This window comes from Paenibacillus sp. NPDC101420 (assembly GCF_050277435.1).
Classification (GTDB): Bacteria; Bacillota; Bacilli; order Paenibacillales; family Paenibacillaceae; genus Paenibacillus_AQ.
Genome location: NZ_JBNNSE010000009.1, coordinates 97218 through 117418, shown reverse-complemented (window position 1 = coordinate 117418; position 20201 = coordinate 97218). Strand labels below are relative to the sequence as shown.

15 protein-coding genes are annotated in these 20201 nt (G+C 43.4%); 11 read left to right on the top strand and 4 right to left on the bottom strand.

What is annotated here, in order from left to right:
- The first annotated feature begins 122 nt into the window (after nt 1-122).
- On the top strand, nt 123-845 hold the full coding sequence (locus ACQKMP_RS27240; RefSeq protein WP_427472040.1) for an MBL fold metallo-hydrolase: 723 nt from the start codon (nt 123-125) through the stop codon (nt 843-845).
- A gap of 16 nt (nt 846-861) precedes the next feature.
- On the opposite strand, the gene ACQKMP_RS27235 is transcribed toward ACQKMP_RS27240, so the two are convergent.
- Entirely contained in the window at nt 862-1803 is a 942-nt protein-coding gene (locus ACQKMP_RS27235) for an AraC family transcriptional regulator (RefSeq protein ID WP_427472038.1), read from the bottom strand.
- A 421-nt stretch (nt 1804-2224) separates the two neighbouring features.
- Between ACQKMP_RS27235 and ACQKMP_RS27230 the strand changes: the two genes are divergently transcribed.
- Both ACQKMP_RS27230 and gnpA read left to right on the top strand, forming a co-directional pair.
- Nucleotides 2225-3244 (top strand): glycoside hydrolase family 88/105 protein, encoded by a 1020-nt coding sequence (locus ACQKMP_RS27230; RefSeq protein WP_427472036.1) that lies wholly within the window; start codon nt 2225-2227, stop codon nt 3242-3244.
- A 12-nt stretch (nt 3245-3256) separates the two neighbouring features.
- Nucleotides 3257-5419: a 1,3-beta-galactosyl-N-acetylhexosamine phosphorylase gene (gene gnpA, locus ACQKMP_RS27225; RefSeq protein WP_427472034.1), complete on the top strand. Its 2163-nt coding sequence runs from the start codon at nt 3257-3259 to the stop codon at nt 5417-5419.
- Between the two features lie 137 nt (nt 5420-5556).
- Here gnpA and ACQKMP_RS27220 read toward each other — a convergent pair whose 3' ends face one another.
- Nucleotides 5557-7380, bottom strand: coding sequence for a flagellin (locus ACQKMP_RS27220; protein ID WP_427472032.1), 1824 nt, complete (start codon nt 7378-7380; stop codon nt 5557-5559).
- A 440-nt stretch (nt 7381-7820) separates the two neighbouring features.
- On the opposite strand from ACQKMP_RS27220, the gene ACQKMP_RS27215 reads away from it, so the two are divergent.
- From ACQKMP_RS27215 to ACQKMP_RS27180, 8 genes are all read left to right on the top strand, one after another.
- Nucleotides 7821-8726 carry a GNAT family N-acetyltransferase gene (locus tag ACQKMP_RS27215; protein ID WP_427472030.1) on the top strand — a complete coding sequence of 302 codons (906 nt, stop codon included), beginning with the start codon at nt 7821-7823 and terminating at the stop codon, nt 8724-8726.
- Nucleotides 8727-8882: 156 nt separating this feature from the next.
- The gene (locus tag ACQKMP_RS27210) at nt 8883-9269 is read left to right on the top strand and encodes a VOC family protein (protein ID WP_427472028.1); all 387 of its coding nucleotides are present in this window, start codon (nt 8883-8885) and stop codon (nt 9267-9269) included.
- A gap of 37 nt (nt 9270-9306) precedes the next feature.
- Nucleotides 9307-9588 (top strand): phosphotransferase, encoded by a 282-nt coding sequence (locus ACQKMP_RS27205; RefSeq protein WP_427472026.1) that lies wholly within the window; start codon nt 9307-9309, stop codon nt 9586-9588.
- Nucleotide 9589: 1 nt separating this feature from the next.
- A complete protein-coding gene (locus tag ACQKMP_RS27200; RefSeq protein WP_427472024.1) occupies nt 9590-10180 on the top strand; it encodes a phosphotransferase family protein in 591 nt (196 codons plus the stop codon).
- Nucleotides 10181-10350: 170 nt separating this feature from the next.
- Nucleotides 10351-11907 (top strand): glycosyltransferase family 39 protein, encoded by a 1557-nt coding sequence (locus tag ACQKMP_RS27195; RefSeq protein ID WP_427472022.1) that lies wholly within the window; start codon nt 10351-10353, stop codon nt 11905-11907.
- Between the two features lie 31 nt (nt 11908-11938).
- A complete protein-coding gene (locus ACQKMP_RS27190) occupies nt 11939-12190 on the top strand; it encodes a hypothetical protein (RefSeq protein ID WP_427472020.1) in 252 nt (83 codons plus the stop codon).
- 103 nt (nt 12191-12293) lie between these two features.
- Nucleotides 12294-13046, top strand: a complete 753-nt coding sequence (yaaA, locus tag ACQKMP_RS27185) for a peroxide stress protein YaaA (RefSeq protein ID WP_341147066.1) — start codon at nt 12294-12296, stop codon at nt 13044-13046.
- Nucleotides 13047-13217: 171 nt separating this feature from the next.
- A complete protein-coding gene (locus ACQKMP_RS27180) occupies nt 13218-16583 on the top strand; it encodes a HEAT repeat domain-containing protein (protein ID WP_427472017.1) in 3366 nt (1121 codons plus the stop codon).
- 80 nt (nt 16584-16663) lie between these two features.
- Here the strand turns inward: ACQKMP_RS27180 and ACQKMP_RS27175 are convergent, their stop codons facing one another.
- Together ACQKMP_RS27175 and ACQKMP_RS27170 are read right to left on the bottom strand one after the other, a co-directional pair.
- Nucleotides 16664-18439 carry an ABC transporter ATP-binding protein gene (locus tag ACQKMP_RS27175; RefSeq protein ID WP_042184891.1) on the bottom strand — a complete coding sequence of 592 codons (1776 nt, stop codon included), beginning with the start codon at nt 18437-18439 and terminating at the stop codon, nt 16664-16666.
- On the bottom strand, nt 18426-20201 hold the full coding sequence (locus ACQKMP_RS27170; RefSeq protein WP_341050305.1) for an ABC transporter ATP-binding protein: 1776 nt from the start codon (nt 20199-20201) through the stop codon (nt 18426-18428). Before ACQKMP_RS27170 ends, ACQKMP_RS27175 begins: the two co-directional genes overlap by 14 nt.

Genomic DNA, 20201 nt, shown 5'->3' with positions numbered 1-20201 from the left:
GGATTGACTTGTGCTCTTGGTGAGAACGCCTAAAATTAAACTCTCCCTTGCTCAACGAGCTATCCGGATTCATTATTAAATTACAAAATGACCCGTTGATCTAAAGGAGAGAAAACAATCTTATGGAACTAAAAAAAATAAATGAATCGATTTATTATTTAGAAAATGTTAGAGAAACAGACAGACCTGTTTTGGGATATGTTGTAGGTGAGAACTTTTCAATTATGATTGATTGTGGCAATTCAAAATCGCATTTTGATGCCTTTATAACGGGTTTGGATGATCACAATCTATCTCGTCCCAAATATGCTTTGATTACGCACTGGCATTGGGATCATACCTTTGGTATGCATGCTTTTGAGGGGGAAACCATAGTATCTTCAGCAACGAATGAGGTACTAAAGCGATTGAAAGCGTGGAAATGGGATGAAGAGTCCGTTATAAAACGTCTAGGGACAAAAGAAGAAATAGAATTCGCCTATAACTGTATGAACAAAGAATATGATACGTTCGATAAGATTTCGGTCAGCACAGGATCGATTATTTTCGAGGATTCTTTAACATTGGATTTAGGGGGCATCACTTGCCAAATCCTCAAGGTAGGAGGGCCGCATGAAGCAGACTCTTGTGTTGTATATGTTAAAGAAGCGGAGGTTTTATTTGCAGGTGATGCACATAGTGGAGATTATTATCATGGAGAAGGTAAAATTGATCCCATAAAAATGAAGGAATATGTTGAGTTTTTAAAAAAACTTTCATTCACTACGTATATTCCAGGGCACGACGCCCCTATGAGCAAGGAGCAAATCATTCATGTGTTAAGTAGATTTTGTGAAGTGAAGTAAACAGGGACTCCTTTCCCTATACCCACCCCGTAAACTCCAATATAGATGCTTTTGCAGATTGGGCTTCGGAATGTGCGGCTTTACGCCATTGTTTGGGAGATTCGCCCATAAGCTTAGAGAAGCATCGGTTGAAGCTGGAAATGGACTGAAAACCGACTCGTTCAGAGATGGAGAGGATGGAAGCATCCGTGCTTTTCAACTGCTTGCAGGCCTCTTCAATACGGGTGCTGTTTAGGAAATCTAGAGGTGCGGTCCCCATGATCTCATGGAATTTTCTGCGAAAATGAGTGGTGCTTAGATGGCACAGATCAGCCAGATCATCAATGGTGATAGGTGTCATATAGTTTTTGGTGATGTACTCCAGAACCGGAGAGATGACAAAATCACCTTTCAGGTTATGGTCTGTTTCTTGCTCTACTAAGGGTTTATTCCGGGAATGAATTCTAAGCAGTTCTATATAAAGGGATAATAATAAGCCGTAGGCGCTTTCCTGATAGTAAGGATTTTTGTGCTTCAATTCCTCTACGACCGATGTCGCAAGGGTATAAACCTTGGGATGTTCCTCCTTGTTCAAAATACAATTCTTTCCCTTGATCGCCCACAAATTTGGCTCGAAGTCACTATAAGCGCTTTTGAATGAATGTTGAAAGAGCTCCTCCGGTGAGAAAAAGATATAAGACCAAAGACTGGCCTCATTTGGCGAACTATAAGTGGTATGAGGAAGATACCTAGGGATGAAGGTCACATCTCCGGCTTTAAAGGGTACGGATTCACCTTTGATCTCCATGATGCCGCTATCCGAATGACAAATGCCAATCTCTAAATGGTTATGAAAATGGAGATGTTCACTTTTGATATCGGAAATCTTCCAACGTTCACCGCTTAGCAGTAAAATAGGGAAGTTTATCGGCAAGCTGTAGTGGCGGTATTCGATGACGGGTTTCTTTTTTCTGGGCATATTCTCAATACTCCCATTCTTATTACGTAGGTTGAGTAGATTATAGGTTAACGTTATATCAAATTCAACTATATAAAGAGAACTTGATATTATACAATTTAGGAAAAAAGTGGCGGAGGAGAAGTTTGGAACTGTAGGAGCGTTAGCGTCCGCCTTTGTCTGCAGATTTCCACCGCGAAGAGCGGTATAAAATCAAGAAATCTGCAGACAACAGCGGCCGGAAGTCCAAACATTCTCTGTAGTCACGGCCAATCCCGAAATATAAGAACCACTAGTTAATGGTTGAAATTGCACAATTTAGTTATGAATATGCTTAGAATCAGACCATTTTACTCCTTACAATAGAGTTAGTAAAGCGTTTACATAGGACGGACAGCTCTCAGCGCCAATGGGGGTGTGTGCGAAAGAGAGGAGAATCAAGATGCTTCAATTAACTTATGACAGAGAAGAGATTCTAAGCGTCATCGACAAAGTCGTTATAAAAACAATGACGATGGATTTAACATGGGACTGGCCTTGTGGTGTGGCTTATTATGGGGTATCCAGAGCCTATAAAACAACAGGAAATAAAGAGTATTTGGATATGCTTGTCCAGTGGGCGGATGAATATATTGAGCTGGGCCTGCCGGACTGGACGGTAAACACCTGTGCCATGGGGCATATGCTGATCACCTTGTATGAAGAAACAGGCAATCAGAAATATTGGGATATTGTAATGAGCAAGGTGGATTATCTGCAGAACCATGCGCTTAGATTCGGAGATCATGTGCTGCAGCATACCGTATCCGTCTCTAATGATTTTCCAGAGCAGGCATGGGCAGATACATTGTTTATGGCGGCGTTTTTTCTGCTACGCGTAGGAAGTAAATTAAACGATCAGGAAATGATCCAGGATGCCCTGAATCAATATTACTGGCATATCAAATACCTGCAAGACCCTAGCAGCGGCCTCTGGTACCATGGCTACAATAATGTGAAGCAGGATCATATGTCCGGACTATATTGGGGCAGAGCAAATGCTTGGGGCGCATATACCATGTCGCAAGTCAAAAAGCTTTTGAAAGAATGGTATTTGTATCCGGCGTGTATGGACGTGGAGTGTTCGCTGCGCGATCAATTGGCGGCACTCAAGCTTTTGCAAACGGAGAACGGCCTGTGGCGGACAGTGCTTGATGACGAAGAATCTTATGAAGAAGTATCTGCCTCTTGCGGGATAGCGGCTGCAATGATCAATAACGGCAATCCGCTGCATACCAAGTATGTGCAAAAGGCCCTGAAGGGTGTTCTAAGCAATATCAGCGAGGATGGACGAGTACTGGGTGTATCGGGTGGAACAGCGGTTATGAAAGACCGGGAAGGCTATCGCAATATTCCAAAAGACTGGATTCAAGGCTGGGGCCAAGGCTTAGCACTCTCGTTTCTGTCCGATATGCTCAAATAGGAGGGATCCAAGTTGTCCAAGCAAACAACGGGGGCCTTTACACTACCGGGCGAATCCGGTTATGAGGCACTGACCTTAGAGTTAGCTGAACGGTGGGGTGCCGATGTCATCCGTGACAGTGACGGTACACAGTTGTCCGATGAGATTATCAACGCAGGATACGGCATTTATTCTACAATCTGTATCATCAGAGATCATAATGAATGGGCATCTCAAAACCCTGATAAGCTACAGCAAAGCTTTTTAATTACTAATCCGAAGGTAGCGGTCGAAGATTATTTATCCATCTATTTGATGGAGGACTTTTTCGCTGAGCAATTCCGAGTAAATGATTCCAAAGAGGCGTTTAAGTACTGGCAGGTTTTTGACCGAACTACTGGTGAAGAGGTTCCAAAAGAACAGTGGAATTATGAACGGGAATCAGGAAATGTAGTCATTACTGGAATTGCGCCTTGGCACAAATATACGGTCAGCTTCATGGTCTACCGGATTTGGGAAGAGATCTCCATGTACAATCACACCACGAATCACTGGGAAAAAGAACATTTAATGCAGATTGATCCCATCTATGTTGAAACGCAAAAGTATTTGCTCCACTTCCTTGAAGATTGGTGCCGTAAGCATAAGGAAACAACGGTGGTTCGGTTTACGTCCCTATTTTATAATTTCGCCTGGATCTGGGGCAGCAATGAGCGCAATCGCCATTTGTTCTCGGACTGGGGTTCATATGATTTTACGGTAAGCTCAAGAGCGCTTGATCTGTTTGCTCAAAAATATGGGTATTCGCTCACGGCCGAGGATTTTGTGAATGGTGGAAAATATCGTGTGAGTCATATCCCGGCGCAGCAGCGCAAGCTGGACTGGATGGCATTTATCAATGATTTTGTCATCGAATTTAGTAAGAAATTAATTGATATTGTGCATGGGTACGACAAGCTGGCATATGTCTTCTATGATGATAGTTGGGTTGGCATGGAGCCTTACAATGATCGTTTCGAGGAGTTTGGTTTTGACGGGATGATTAAATGTGTGTTCTCAGGGTTCGAGGCAAGAATGTGTTCAGGTGTAAAAGTAGATACCCATGAGATTAGGCTGCATCCCTACTTGTTTCCGGTTGGTTTAGGTGGTCTGCCTACCTTTATGGAGGGAGGGAACCCTACACTAGATGCCAAAAAATATTGGATCAATATTCGGCGTGCTCTGCTCAGAGAGCCTATAGATCGAATTGGATTGGGTGGATATTTGCATCTTGTAGAGCCTTATCCGGATTTTTGTGATTATATCGAAAAGATTGCGGGTGAATTCAGAGAAATTAAAGAGCTGCATCATAAAGGCAAACCGTATCATATTAAGACGAAGGTAGCCATTCTGCACGCTTGGGGCAAATTGAGATCGTGGACCTTGTCTGGGCATTTCCACGAAACGTATATGCATGATTTGATTCATATCAACGAGGCTTTATCCGGATTGCCGATTGAATTACAGTTCATTGATTTTGAGGATATCCGTCAGGGAATATTAAAAGATTGTGATGTAGTGATCAATGCCGGATCTGCTGGCTCAGCATGGAGTGGTGGAGAACGCTGGAGGGACAACAAGTGTGTGGACTTACTGACAAAGTGGGTGTATGAAGGTGGTACTTTTATAGGCGTGAATCAACCTTCAGCGCTTGAAGGGTATGACAGCTTTTTCAGAATGGCACATGTTCTCGGTGTAGATGAGGATACAGGCTCCAGAGTAGCCCATGGAAAATGGACATATGAAGTGAAGGATGAGCTTGGTGTAGTACCTATTGGGGCTAGCATAACACCCAAGAATAACATTTATCTTACCGATGGAGCAGCAGCGGTTGTGAATGAAACGGATGGTCTAATAACACTGTCCACCCATGCTTTCGGTAAAGGAAAGGGGATCTACCTGCCTTCTTTCACCTTCAGCTTTGAGAATACAAGATTGCTGCTGAATTTGATTCGTTTTGCGGGTAATGAGTTCACGGAGACCAAGTACATTACGGACAACTTATATACAGAGTGTGCTTATTATCCGGAAAGCAAAATACTCGTGGTCATTAACAATAGCGATCAGCTTCAAAGCACTACGATTCATACGGAATATGGACAACACACCCTGGAATTAGATCCGTATGACACGATTATTAGAACTATTGGGGACTAATAATATCGGCATAGGAACGGAAAAACCATCCATGGTTATAACATTTAAAAGCTCAAGCTGCGGCTAACCTGCCGATGCTTGAGCTTTTTGTTGTAAAGCGAATATGCTATACGTTGAGTTTGTAGTCTATTTTAATACTAATTTAGGAGTTGCAATACAGCTTGAGGATTCTGATTTGCTTGTGCCAGCATTGCTTGGGCAGCTTGAGTTAATATGTTGGTTTTTGTGAAATTCATCATTTCTTTAGCTATGTCCGCATCACGGATACGTGATTCTGCCGAAGCTAAGTTCTCTGCAGAGTTTTTCACATTGTTCAATGTGTGCTCCATACGGTTTTGTAATGCACCATACATCCCTCTATAGTTTATTACTTTTCCTATGGCTTTATCTATTTGAGCTAATGTCTTATCAGGTATACCGGGCGGCAATATTCCCATATTTGCAATGCCCAATCCTTGAGAGGTTACATTGAACAGGGGGATGATGATTGTTTGATTATGGTTAGCCCCTGCTTGAATATCGAGACTTGGTGGAACATAGTCAATATCCTTTATATCCGTTTTCACTGTTGTTTCAATATGCTTAGTTTCTACTAGTTCATGTGTTAGTTCAAATACATCAAGATTTAATGAAAACGGACCATAATTGAAGCCCAATGTTACACTCGTACCAGAGGGGATAGTGAGTTGCCAATCAAAATTTATTTGTGGTTGACCTGCTGCCGGATTATTAATCGTAAGCTCTGAAGGTGTCAGAAATCCAAGCAAATCATCAAATTTTAAGCCAGCGTTGGCATCTGATCCCGTTAGGTTAAATGAACTTCCTGAAGGTGGATTTATTATGGTATTTCCGGTAGCTAACGGATTTCCTCCTGCATCAGTGATAACTGAATTTATTGGAGGGGCGATTATATTATCTAGTTTGATATTGGCATCGGTTGGATCCATATTATTAATTACATATTTGATTTCCATGGAGTTATCAGCCAGTACAGTCCTATGTCTCATAATTGATAGGTTTGTGCCGGGGAACCACATATGATCCCAGGCAGGATCTGATCCTGAACCACTGCGAGATGTATACTCGATGGGTCTTGAACTTCCATTAACTTCAATATTTTCGAGCATTGAACCGTATACATCGCCAAGATCTTTGGGTCCAAAACTGGTTTTATTCATTCCAACAGAGAACCAGTAGGCAGGTGTAGCATATTGTGGATCGTTTGATGCTGTTAACGTTTCATAAACAGTATTATTTGTGTCCGTCTTAGTTGTTGTTTGAATATCAATATTATATTCATTATAGCCTGCTCTTCCATCTGGAGAGGCGATTGGAGAAATATTATTGGTATTTGAATATGTATTGGTATTTGAATATGTATTGGTCGTTACTGATGTATCTGAACTACTAATTACATGTCTTGTTTCTGCTGATGTTCCTTGAGGTTTGTAGACTATACTGTTAGTTACTCTAGTAGTTGGTGGCGGGTCACTGATAGTATAGGCTGTATTACTGCTCGATCGATCAGCAAGTATCGTATAATCATCTCTAGCCAACAAGTTAATTGAATTAAATTCTGTTCTCCTTGAAAGGCTGTCTATTTCTTGGGTAAGTTGTTGTATTTCAGCCTCAATCTGTTGCCTGTCGTTATCCGTATTCGTATCATTTAGACCCTGAATAATCAATTCCCTTTGTCTTTGTAATATATCATTTATCTCTTGTAGGCCGCCCTCTGCTGTTTGAAGGAGTGAAGCGCCGTCCTGTATATTTCTGGATGCCTGATCCAGTCCTCTAATTTGTCCCCTCATTTTTTCAGATATTGACAATCCTGCAGCATCATCAGAAGCTTTATTGATGCGTAAGCCTGATGATAGATTTTCCATACTACTAGAACCAGCTTTAGCATTTTTCCGTAACAAGTTATTTGCATTTAGAGCAGACAAATTGTGCATTATTATCATAATTAAGTACCTCTAAGAGAAATAATGTGAATTCCCATACATATTATCACAATAATAGATATTGCGTCCATGAATCTTCCTGAGCGTGTATAGCGTCTTCTTTAGCTTTCTAAGCTTAAAGAGAAAAGCCTGAAGATGTTAAGGTGAGGGGGTTAATATTAAATTAATGAATAAAAAAATGGGTATTACCATTTCCTGAATTTGTGTGATTATACTTTTAAACGAACGGACTATATGCTGATACATTTGCTTTAAATGCACTGTCCCAAGAGAACATAAGTGTAGCCACTGGCGCTTGGAGCGGGACACTTATGGGAATCCAGCATCCCCGTAACAATGAATATAACTAAACTCTCCCTTGCTGAGCGTGGTCTGTATCATCCATTATTTAACTAATGAATCATTGCAGCGCTATAAAAGATTGGAGACGATGTGTATTCATGAGGGACTTTGTAATCCGAAATCCAAAGGATGAAGACGCGGAGCAAATTGAAAGCATGGACTTTGTTCTAAAAATGCTATATCTGTACCATGGAGATCTGGATAAGCGAAATATGTTCTGTGCAGTGAGTGGCGACGGACAGGTTCTGGCCGTTGCTCATCTGATGGAGCATGATACTTTTCATGCGGTTGGACATGATGAAAACCAAAACTTCAAACGATATGTTAATTACGAAATTATATTTGCAGAGAACGCAGAGGATGAAGGTATCAAAGCTGCACTGATTGAAGCATTAATCGGACGGGTCAGAGAAATTAAAGCTGGGTATCAAGAGAAGCGCATTATCATGGCTCAATATCTCGACACAGATAATCTCGAAGAGCTGAGCTTCTGTCTAGCACGCGGATTTACGATTTGCGATACGATTGTCGTGTTTAAATTTGACCTGAGTAGAGAGATTCCTGAGTATCCTTTACCAGAAGGTGTTCTGGTGAAGCCAACTGCACTGAACAATAGTGAAGCTCAGGAACAATATCGTCATGCTGAACTCGCAGCCTTTGACGGTGTGGCGTGGAGTCTGAACCATTTGGGGTGGATGCAGGGATCTCCCGAAATCGTTAATTTCTGCGCGTTTCATGGCGATCAATTGATCGGCAACACCTCAACCTGGAGAATCACCGACGAGAGAAGTGCAACGGAGAATGTATTCGTCATTCCTGAATGGCAGAAAAAAGGTGTCGCCCGTAACATCATCTGCACCGCACTGAATTATCTAAAGCAGCAGGGCAAAACAATCGCTACTTTGGGCACGCATGGAGATAATAGGAAAGCTATTAGGCTATATACTCAGATCGGTTATGAATTGTTCAGTTCAAGATTTACCGTTGGCTATGAAATCGATTAAGTAAGTTACTAGTTGAACAGCGATTGCTTGCTACTAAGCTCTGTAGAGTTTCTACAGAGCTTTTTATTATTGTTATAATTCATTTCAATATTTTACCGCCTATGCTACTATATCTACGATCATAAAAGGAATAATTTAGAAGATTGGGTGGATTTCATGGAAATCGGTGCTGTAACTTTGATTGTAAAAGACATGGAAAAGATGGCCACATTCTATCGGGACGTCATGAACATGGCTATAGAATGGGATGGTGGCGTATTTACCGGGGTCCAGCTAAAGAGTGGTGTATTTTTTAATTTGTGTCAGCGGGATGCGCTGAGTATTTCAGGACTAGGTTATCCCAATGGGTTGAATGGGACAATGGAAGTCTCATTTGGCGTTCTCTCACCTGAAGAGGTCGACAAGGAATTTGAGCGTCTGGTGAAGGCAGGTGCAACTCCTATAAAAGAACCTATTTCACAGCCCTATGGGTTGCGTGAAGCTGTTGTGGCTGACCCAGAAGGCAATTTGCTTGAGATCGTAGCTGGCATTTCACAAGAATAATTGGATATATACAATCACCCGAAAGGAAGAATTGCTCTTGAGAACCCCTATAACTAATGTAAACTGGCTTGAACACCATGAAATCATGGATGAGCTACTCTATCATGAAGCGAGCTTAACCACGCATCCGATGGATGATGGCTTTGAAGCTGAGGTTCTAAAGATCAATCTAGATCGGGAAAGCTATGTCTTGAAAACATGGAGTAAGAGCTCCAAACCAGATGTTCAGTTTCAATACCGTTTATTGGAGGTCCTGTCTGAACAAGGGGTAGCCGTCTCTAAACCAGTGGGTTGGGGGAATCAATCCGGACGGGAATAAGGTGTTGTTAACAAGCTTTGACGGAACGCCAATTCATAAAGTGAATAATAAGACAATGAAGGAGCTCGCGAGCATTTTAGCCAGAATTCATCAAATAGATATCGCTGAGCTGGAACATATACAACTACCTAAGTACGATTTCATCGACTACTTTTTTCCTGAAGTGAGAGAGCATACAGACCTTAATCAAGCTGTGATTTCTCTAGTGGAGCAAACGCCTATGAGACAAGATCGTATCATTCATGGAGATTTTCATTTAGGAAATATAGTAGAGGAACAACAGCGATTTACCGTCATCGATTGGACGAACGGCCAGTTGGGAGATCCTAGATATGATTTTGCATGGTCATTTATTCTGCTGAAAATCCACATCTCTGAGCGTTACGCTGATATGTTCCGTTCTGCTTATCTATTGGACAATTTTATGGAGCAGGAAGAGCTTGAGGTGTTCGAAGCATGGGCTTGTCTAAGATGGATCTTACTGAATAGACGAGGCAGTACACCTAAAGGACCTAATGTATCGAAGAGGGTAAAGAGCATACTGGGAAGTAATCGCTTCCTGAAAGATTTGGATTTCCAAGGGTTTAAATGAACTTCATCTTAAAAAGAATTACAATACAGACCGCAACCCTTTGCGAGGGAGGCGGTCTATTTACGTTTGTTCGCTGCTTTCATTCAATATTCAGTTTGGGTGTTTATAATGCTTTTTATGAATCGGGGGATGTGCTTGTATAGACTTCGACTGTGAAAAGGAGGTTTTCCATGGTAAGGGCAATTCAAAAAACATTGTATCTCATACTGGCATGCTTCATAGGACTGTTTATCGCTTCCTCCTTTTTTATCCGGGTGAAATATAATTATTTCGTATATGGGGACACGCCAGTTTTGGAGAAACAACAGCTCGGCCTTTTTATTCTAGGGATTGTGGTGGTGCTGGCGTTAAGCGTTATTTTGTATAAAATATGCCTGAAGCTTAATCAGTACTGTTGGAAAATCGTCATTCCAGCCATATTGCTATGTTCTTTTGCCATTCAGCTCGTGATCATTTTTCTGTTTCCTCGCTTGCCGACGGATGATTCGCAGACGGTGCTTTCACTGGCACTCGATATGCTGTACAGAAATGATTATTCATCTTTTGACACGACAGGTTATCTGCATATGTTCCCGTTTAACTTCTCGATTGTTGTGTACTTAAAGACGTTGCTACAGTTATTTCCGGATAATTACTTGGTGATCAAAGTATTCAATATTCTTTTTACACTGTTAACCTCGTTAATGATTTACCTGCTGTATAAAGAGCTCAAGGGTAAGTCTAAGAATCATGATTATGGCATTCTCGTGTTTGCCGCTACCTATATCCCTTCTTTGTTTATGAGTAATTTAATTTATAACGATGTGATCGCGACTGCCTTTTTGACAAGTGCTTTATATTTTGCCGTGAAATTTATCAAAAGAAAGTCCTTAAAGGATATTGTGTTCGCAGCCATTTTCCTGGCAGTCGGCAACTATTTCCGAAGTATTGGTGTTATTTTTCTGATAGCTGTGGTAGTCAGTCTATTGTTCAACATGCGTGCAATCGGGGTGAAAAAGTCTCTAAGCGCTTTGTTTATCACAGCTTTATTATTTAATGTTCCAGGCTGGACGCAAAATGCTGTGCTGCAGGCGACGAATGTCGTCGATGAAACGATTAACGAAAATTCCGCACCAGTCTATATGTGGCTGAATATGGGGATCAATCTGGACACGTTTGGGTTCTGGGACAACTGGGAGAGCTACGCTATCTATCAGCAGGATGCCAATTATAATAAGACAGAAAGTACGCAGCTATTTAAAGAGGAAATCAGCCATAAACTCTCCGAGGCGAGCCTAAGCGACGTAGTGAAGATGTATTATAAAAAAATCGTTTGGACCTGGACAGAAGGAACATACCAGGTGGAACGATATGGACTTGGGAATGATGGATCATCCAGTAACGGTGGAAGAATAGGCTTTGTCATGGACCGTTATAGCTACACTAATGCTGCTACGGATCTATTTAAGGGGGATTCGAGCTACCGCAACGGGCTGCTGTGGTTGCTGTATGTCCTAAATTTTCTGATGTATGTTTGTATACTCGTTCGCTTAATCGGTGGAATAAGAGCCAAAAGATTTGAAGAGACCTCTTTGATTCTTGTGGTGCTGGGCTTTATCGGATTCTATCTACTATGGGAGATTAAGTCTCGATATATATACCCGGTATATCCGCTGCTGATCGTGTTATCCTACATGGGTTTTAAAGATGTATATGATTATTTGTTAAAAAGATATTTTCCACGTTGACCATGTTTGCTCGGAAAGAGGGGGTTCAAAGATGCGGATCAAGCGATATCTCGCTTTGCTCATAGCAGTGCTTAGTTGTTCCATGGTGCTCATCTCCTGTGACGCCATCACCGCTCAGAAGATATCAAGTACAGATTCTGGTTCAAGGGCGAACGGGGGACAGAGCTTTAACGGTGGCCGGGGTAAAGATGGAGGTAGCTCTCCCGCCATGAATGGCGGGACAAGAAGAAACGGCAGCCAAGGTACAGATGGAGGAGTTAGCGGGCAAAGTGGGCGACAGTGAACAAATTTCATGAACTTGCCCCAAGCCTACGAAGATTAAGTGTGATAGGATAAGATTACATTTAAATTCCCCGCGGGGGTAAGAAAAGAGAAAAGGGAGCAACATGAGAATCATTATATCGCCTGCCAAGAAGATGAAGATGGATACGGATTTTATGGATTGCCGCCAGATGCCGCAATTCATAAGCGAGTCGCAGACTCTTCTGGCCTTATTACAAAAGTTGAATTATGAAGAAGCCAAATCGCTATGGAAATGCAATGATGCCATCGCCACGCTGAATGTGGAACGGATTCGGGATATGGATGTAACTCGGAATCTTACACCGGCTATCTTTTCTTATGAGGGTATCCAGTACCAGTACATGGCACCTGGGGTACTTCAAATGGAGGAGCTGGAATATCTTCAGCAGCATTTACGGATATTGTCCGGATTCTATGGAATCGTCCGGCCGTTTGACGGCGTTGTTCCTTACAGGCTGGAGATGCAGGCTAAGCTTAGCGGACCAGGTTTCAAGTCTATCTATGAGTTCTGGAACAGGAAACTGGCAGATCAGCTATTTTCGGAGAGTGATATCATTCTGAATCTGGCCTCCAAGGAATACAGCAAGTGCATCTCCCCGTATGTTGGCGGAAACGTTCGAATGATTAGCTGTGTATTCGGGCAGGAAATCGGCGGTAAGATCGTTGAGAGAGCGACTTTGGTTAAGATGGCCAGAGGTGAAATGGTGCGTTTCATGGCTGAGCGGCAAATCACCTGTGTGGAGGATATCAAAGGCTTCGACGGGTTTGATTTCAGCTTTGCTGATGAGCTGTCGGATGAGAGTACGTATGTGTTTATACAAAAAAAGAATGAATAGAGTAAGTAGTACTATGGGTAATCTTGGAGGTGGTTGAACAACCAGCTTCAGGGTTACCTTTATTTTTGGTCAACGAAAACAGATGGGAAATTCTAGTTTTTTAAAGGGGATAGATTGCAGTATAGAGAATAAAGTTCGGATGGAATAAGAACAGGTGAAAGAGGAGGGCTTATGATTTTTAAAAGAGATCCATTGGACAAACAGAGCTTACTTAAAGAATTGGATTCACTAGGCTATTCCGACAGAGTCAAAAAAGTAGCGATATTAGGCCGTGATCATCTTGGATCTGTCCAGTACTCCCAATTACTAGCCTCCTTGCTGGAGGATGGCGTTTATGAAGCACGTCTTGCCTTAATCGGTGCCATTGCAACACATGATGCCCCTATTATTCTGTCAGCCCTGCGGCATCCCATGGCAAGTATCAGAAATACGGCTGCGGGTCTTTTGGCAAAGGTGGCTTCAGATGCTGATATTGAACGTGAGCTCCCCCATTTATCATATGATTGCCGCCGTAAGCTGTTGCACAGTATTTCACAGATTAACCGTCAGGAATTGGCGGAACGTTTATTGCCTATGGTGTACGCCCGGTGGGGAGCGGAGGAAGCCGCGATTATATTGCAGGCCTGTTATTCGGAAACAGTTAGTAAGTGGCTTGCTGATATCGGATATGCCATAAAAGACTGGAAGAAACTAGCCAGCAGGCATCTTGACGTAGTAGCGGAATACTTTGAAACAACGCTAGAAAGCACACCAATCAGGGAAAAAGGATATGTCTGGTGGAGGTTCTCATCAGCTATGGAGATCCTATGCAATCTGAAGGCGGATCTGCTACTTGCGTGTGCGATGAATCATGGACCCGAGGGTGTCATACATCCTGCGTTAAAGGAACAACTTGGCACGCTAGTACGCCAAAATCCGAATATGGTGTATCAGCTGCTGACTCGAACGGAGTCGCGGAGCAATCTGATTTCTTATGGTGTGCCTGAAGGGGTTCTAAAAAGAAAAAAATATTTATCCATGGAGCAATGGATTGAGATAGCGAAATTACTCGCAGATCACCCGATGCATTTAGCGAAGTTGCTGCATAATAGTGCACCTTCCAACCGCCAAGTGATTTTTGATGCCGTGTATGAAGAAGATAAACGCCAAGAACGTGTTTTTCCGGAAAGATTACTTTATGTATTACCGCATGCCTTGCGTGACAAGGAAGCCACCCGGATGCTTGGCCTTCGTGAAATCAATGATGACCGGGAGAGAACAATCAGACTCACCGCTTGCCGTTCGATTCTTCATTCAAGAGCGGGGCTTGAACAGGCAACAAAGGTATCCAGTTCAGAAGAACGTTCCACGGCGCTTATGCAACTGATCAGAAGTACGGTTCTGTCGAGACAGGGTATGCATGAGACTTTGGTATTTTTGGGCCGGATTAGAAATGAGCAAGATCCTGTTCGAGGTTTTGTGTTTAAGGAGCTTTCAGAAAGTCCTGCATCTGTGTTCACCGATGCCCATGTACAAGAACTTACTATGCTTGTTGATAGTGTTATAGATGCCAGAGATACTTCATATGGTACGAAGTTTTCCGTTCAACAACTGGCATTTGCTATTCTCCGGCATAACGCACTAAATCCTCACAGTGAGTTGTTCAAGTTCTCTTTAAATACGATCCGGAAACTGGCCCAGCAGAACGGACAGCTTTCACTTCCATCGTTGGAGAAGAATTTACCACAGGGAGTAGAAGAGGTCATCTTTGATGAAATCTATACATTAGCTGTACAGGGCAACAAAAGAGAAGACTACAATCTGGTGCTTAGCCTGGCTAGCTCATTTGGTAAAAGAGGTTACGGCATCATAAAACTTCAGAATCTGTTAAAGGAAGCAACGAGGGCAAAGGCAGATTCTACAGCCATACAAGCGGCCAGATACTGGCTTGCGCCTCGTACAACACGTGATGCCAGAGTTAAGGAATTATTAGCTTTAGATAAATCGTATATTACGATCCATGAAGTATTCCAGCATCTGCATCTGAAGCGTCAAGAATGGCTCGATCCTTTTATTTCAGGGGCTGTCATTAAGGGCAAGTTCCTATCAGGCAAAACTATCTATCTTGTGCCGGCCGCGGATGGATTCCACAGATGGCTGCCACGTCAGCAACAAGCATTAAGTGCCTTATTAGAAAAAATTGCATACGATGCCAAACGTAATCTTTGGGAGCGTGCAAGAGTTATTAAGATCATGGCAAGCATGCCTGATCTCGGTTCGGATAGGTTACTTGGGCTTATGCAGGATAAGGAAGTAACTGTAGTAGAAGCTGCACTTCATGCCTTTTCACTTATGGAAGAACCGGAGAAGGCACTTCCCATTCTGCTGGAGAATCTGGATGGGGACCGGGCACGTGTAGCCATGTACTCGATACCCAGATGCATCCGCAGGGTGAATCCGGTGTTACTGGTTACCATGCTGAAAGGGCTTCTGAATCGGGATAAGCTGAAGATCACTGTCAGAAAAGAGGCCATCCGCTTACTGGGTGCTTATAGAAGCGATGACAGCATTCCGCTATTGATAAACGAGTTCGAGAAACCAAATGCACACAAGGATGTAATCATTGCCATAGGGCATGCTGCAAAACAGCTTTTAGATGATGAGCGCGCTTGGGAGATTTTAAGTGCAATGGCTGCTTCATCAGAAAGTGATATCGCAAGAAGCTTGTTATCCCAACAGCCTAATGATCTTCCGCTAGACTATAGACTTCGCTATTTAAAATTAATCATTGAAATTGGAAATCATCCGGATGGGTTTGTTGGCAAGTATGCTTTCAGTTCTATGATGTGGTGGACCAATGGAAATGAAGGCATTGTTGCAGCTGCCACCGCTCAAGCTATTATGGATTTGGAAGACAGCACCAGATGGGAATTTGCCATGAACACGCTAATACAAACCTGCCGCGATGGTAAGATCAATGAGGTTGTAATCGGCGTTTGTCAGAAATTAGCTAGTGCGGCGATAAGGGATGAATGGAATGCAACTACCAGTAGAGATTTGCCTCATCGGCAACGTCTCCTGAAACTTATCAACCAGCTAAACGCTTTGCCAACAATCACCCGGGTGCACCTTAAACCTTTGTATACGGGATTGATTGAGTGTCTAGCATCGGATGAGACTTTACAGCAAGTTGTGATGAAGCTGTATATAGCAGTAATAGACTGGAATAATGTGCAGGAATCCGCCGCTTATCTGAATCAGATGGTTAACTGTATTTCAAATCAGCCGCAGCTGTTGAGCGACGCCTACAAGCAGGTTGCTTATAATTTAAAAGACAGCACAGGCTACTGGAGTCCGGAGACCTTATTGGAAATTGTAGATGTGCTAGGGTCTGAGGGGAGTTACGAATCTCAGTATATTGGACTTTCGTTGCTTGAGGTTGCTGGAAGTGCTCTACTCTGGAGTCCAGAGCCTGCAGAGCGTTTGAGGGTGTACAGAAATCACACGAATATTGCGGTTCGCTCACTTGCGCTAAATATTTGGACGGTGATAGATTAGTTTTCATATTTTTAATAAAATATAAACACCAAAAAAGCTCAGGCTACAATTCGGCCTGAGCTTTTTTGGTGTTTATTCAATTAAGCTTCCATCTTCTGCGCCGTATAAAGGCGGTGGTAAAGCCCCTTTTGTGCGATAAGCTCATCATGTGAGCCGCTTTCTGCGATACCTTTGTTAGACACATACATAATGCGGTCGCAGTTTTTTACGGTGGACAGGCGGTGCGCGATAATGAATGAGGTACGTCCTTTAAGGAGCTCATTCAGACCTTTTTGCAGCAAACGCTCAGTCTTCGCATCGATCGATGAAGTGGCTTCATCTAATATGAGAATTCTCGGATCAGCCAAAAGCGTTCTTGCGAACGAGATGAGCTGCCGCTGTCCTTGAGACAGCTTGGAGCCACGCTCGTTGACCTCCGTCATGTAGCCTTGATCGAATTCACGGATGAATTCGTCGGCGCACACGGCTTTCGCCGCAGCAATCACTTCTTCCTCGGTGGCATCGAGTTTACCGTAACGAATATTGTCCAAGATCGTACCGGAGAAGATGAAGCTGTCCTGTAGCATAATCCCCATCTGGCTGCGCAGGGACTTCAGCGTAACCTGCGAGATATCCTGATCGTCGATAAGAATCTTACCGCTTGAAATATTATAGAAGCGCGAGATCAGATTGACGACCGTAGTTTTGCCTGCACCTGTTGGTCCCACTAGAGCGATGCTTTCTCCCGCTTTGATCTTAAAGGAGATATTCTCCAGAATATTGAGTCCTGGGTCATAGGCAAAGGTCACATCGTCGAAAGTGACATGGCCCTCTACAGGCCGCAGTGTCTTCGCATCCGGAATATCACTGACGGTAACGGGCTCATCCAGCGTCTCGAAGATACGCTCGAGATAGGCAACGGCGTTGATGAAGTTATTGTACAGGTTCGAAAGATTCAGAATAGGCTGCCAGAAGCGGGCAGCGTAGCTGCTCATCGCCAGAATGACGCCGAGGGTCATATCTTGTGGACTCAGTGTTAGTAGGCCTACAAGGAAAATCAATGATGTAACGATCGTAGACAAGTTGTCTACGGAGAACGGAATAAGTAAGTTGTAACGTTGAGCCTTCATCCATTCTGTACGGAAATTACCCGCGAGACGTGTGAAGATTCCTTCGTTGCGTTGTTCCCGGGAGAACATTTGCGTCACACCAATACCGCTGATACTTTCTTGCAAATAGGCGTTTAGGTTGGAGCTTTTATTGGATACTGCTTGCCAAGCCCGGCGTTGCCGAGTTTTGATCAGCATCATGATGACAAAGAATACTGGCAGCCCTGCAAGGATGACAAATGATAGACGTACGTCAACAGCGAACATGAAGGCTGCGATAAAGAGCAAATTCACGATTTCTAGAATAAAGTTGATAATACCGTTGGATAACACATCTGAAACGGCGTTAACGTAGTTTACGACCCGGATGAGAATCTTGCCTTGCGGACGGTCGTCATAATACTTAAAGGGCAACTCTTGCAGATGCTTAAACAAATCTGTACGGATGTCAAAAATAATATCCTGCCCAACACTCGTCATGATACGTGAACGAATAGTAGCCAGATAAACGCTGACCACAATGGTCAGAAGCATCAGTCCAGCCCAGCCCAGTAGCGCAAGCTTCGCTTTTGCCGGAATGGTCACGTCGATCACATGCTGCATGATCAGTGGAGCTGATAGTGAAATGGCCGCTGAAAGTGCACTGAGGATAAATGCAACAATCATTGGCGTTTTCTTTCGTTTGATGTATACCATCGCACGCCGGAAGTGTTTTATATTAAACGGCGATTCCAGATTCTCATCGACGTCGAATTTATTCCTTGCCACTTGCGGTCACCTGCCTTCCAATACCCTCGTTCTGCAGTTTAAACACATCATAGTAGTAGCCTCGTTTCGCTAGCAGTTCGGCGTGGGTGCCTTCCTCAACCAGCTTCCCGTTATCCAGAATGAGAATACGGTCAGCCTGCGCGGTCGTAGATACACGCTGCGCGATAATAATCTTCGTGCAAGGATAATCCAGCTCGCGTAGACTTTTCTGAATATGCTCCTCCGTCTCAAGATCGACAGCAGAGGTCGTATCATCCAGAATGAGGATCGGACGGCGAACTGCCAAAGCACGTGCTAAAGCGATACGCTGTTTTTGACCTCCAGATAAGCCGACTCCTCGTTCTCCGACAACGGTATCATAACCTTCAGGCATTTTGGTAATGAAGTCGTGTGCGGCTGCGAGCTCGGCAAAGCTTATCGCATCTTCTTCCGGAAGATCAGGATCACCATAGGCGATGTTTCCATCGATAGTATCAGAGAACAAGAGCACATCTTGGGTCGCCATGCCGATATTATCACGCAGCTCATCGAGCTCCAGCTTTCGGACATCAACGCCGTCGACGAGTACACGTCCTTCGGCTACGTCATAGAAGCGAGGAATCAGGTTGATGATTGTTGTTTTGCCTGATCCGGTCGAGCCCATGATTGCTATGGTTTCACCAGGTTCTACGGTAAAGCTAACATCGTCAAGTACGATAGCGCTGTCATATTTGAAGCGGACATGATCGAACTCAATACGGCCTTCGTAACGGCGTTTGTCAGTAGACGTATGCTCGTTTACGATATTAGGCTTTGCGTAATAGATATCAATGATTTTGGACAAGCTCGCAAAAAAGCGCTGAATGTCGTTGATAATAATACCAATGTTGCGCATAGGGTTGGATATAGCCCAGATCAGTGAAGAGAAAGCTGTAAATTCACCGAAGGTGATCCGGCCGTTCATCAGGAACAAACCACCAGCCAGCATTAGAATGACGTTGAAGCCCTGAGCGAAGGATTCCAGAAAAGGAAAGTAATCAAGCCATACAAGGGCGGCCTTTTTGTTCGCTGTAGAGTAGTTGACATTCTTCTCCGTAAATTTTTGAACTTCGAACTCTTCGCGGGCAAAAGCCTTAACCACACGGTTGCCTGAAATATTCTCCTGAGTAGTCGTGTTAAGCTGGGACAGCCGCTCACGCAGGTCAATATACATAGGACGGACGCGTTTAGCGAATATGTAAGCCACGATAAAAATGGGCGGTGACAGGATTAGCATCCACAGCGTTAGCTGAGCATCTATAGTGAAAAAATAGATAACAGCAGCAATGAAGATCGTTAGCGATTCAATGATCGTTTTGAAAATCCATGCCATCGAGTGCCGAACCATGTCCAGATCCCCGGTCATCTTGGTCATGAGATCACCGGTACGGTTACGGTCGTAATATTCTCTGTCCTGTCCTTGAATCTTGTTGTACAAAAAAATACGGATATTGTACATCATGTTTTGCGAGGATCTTTCGTACTGCATAGTTGTAATATAAGCAAGTCCTGTGCGCAGTAGAGAAAATCCAATCATGCCCAGACAGAGCATAATCAATAATTGCCGTTCTTGTGTAAGATTCTGCAGCGCATTGTCACCTGCTATAAACGTATCGACAATGCGCTGACTGATGTAAGGGTTTACAATCGTAAGACTTGAACCCACTACTGAGAGGCAGAGCGCTAGAATGTATCGTGTCCGGTTGCCCTCTAAGTTCTGCCATAGCCATTTCAGTTCGAACAT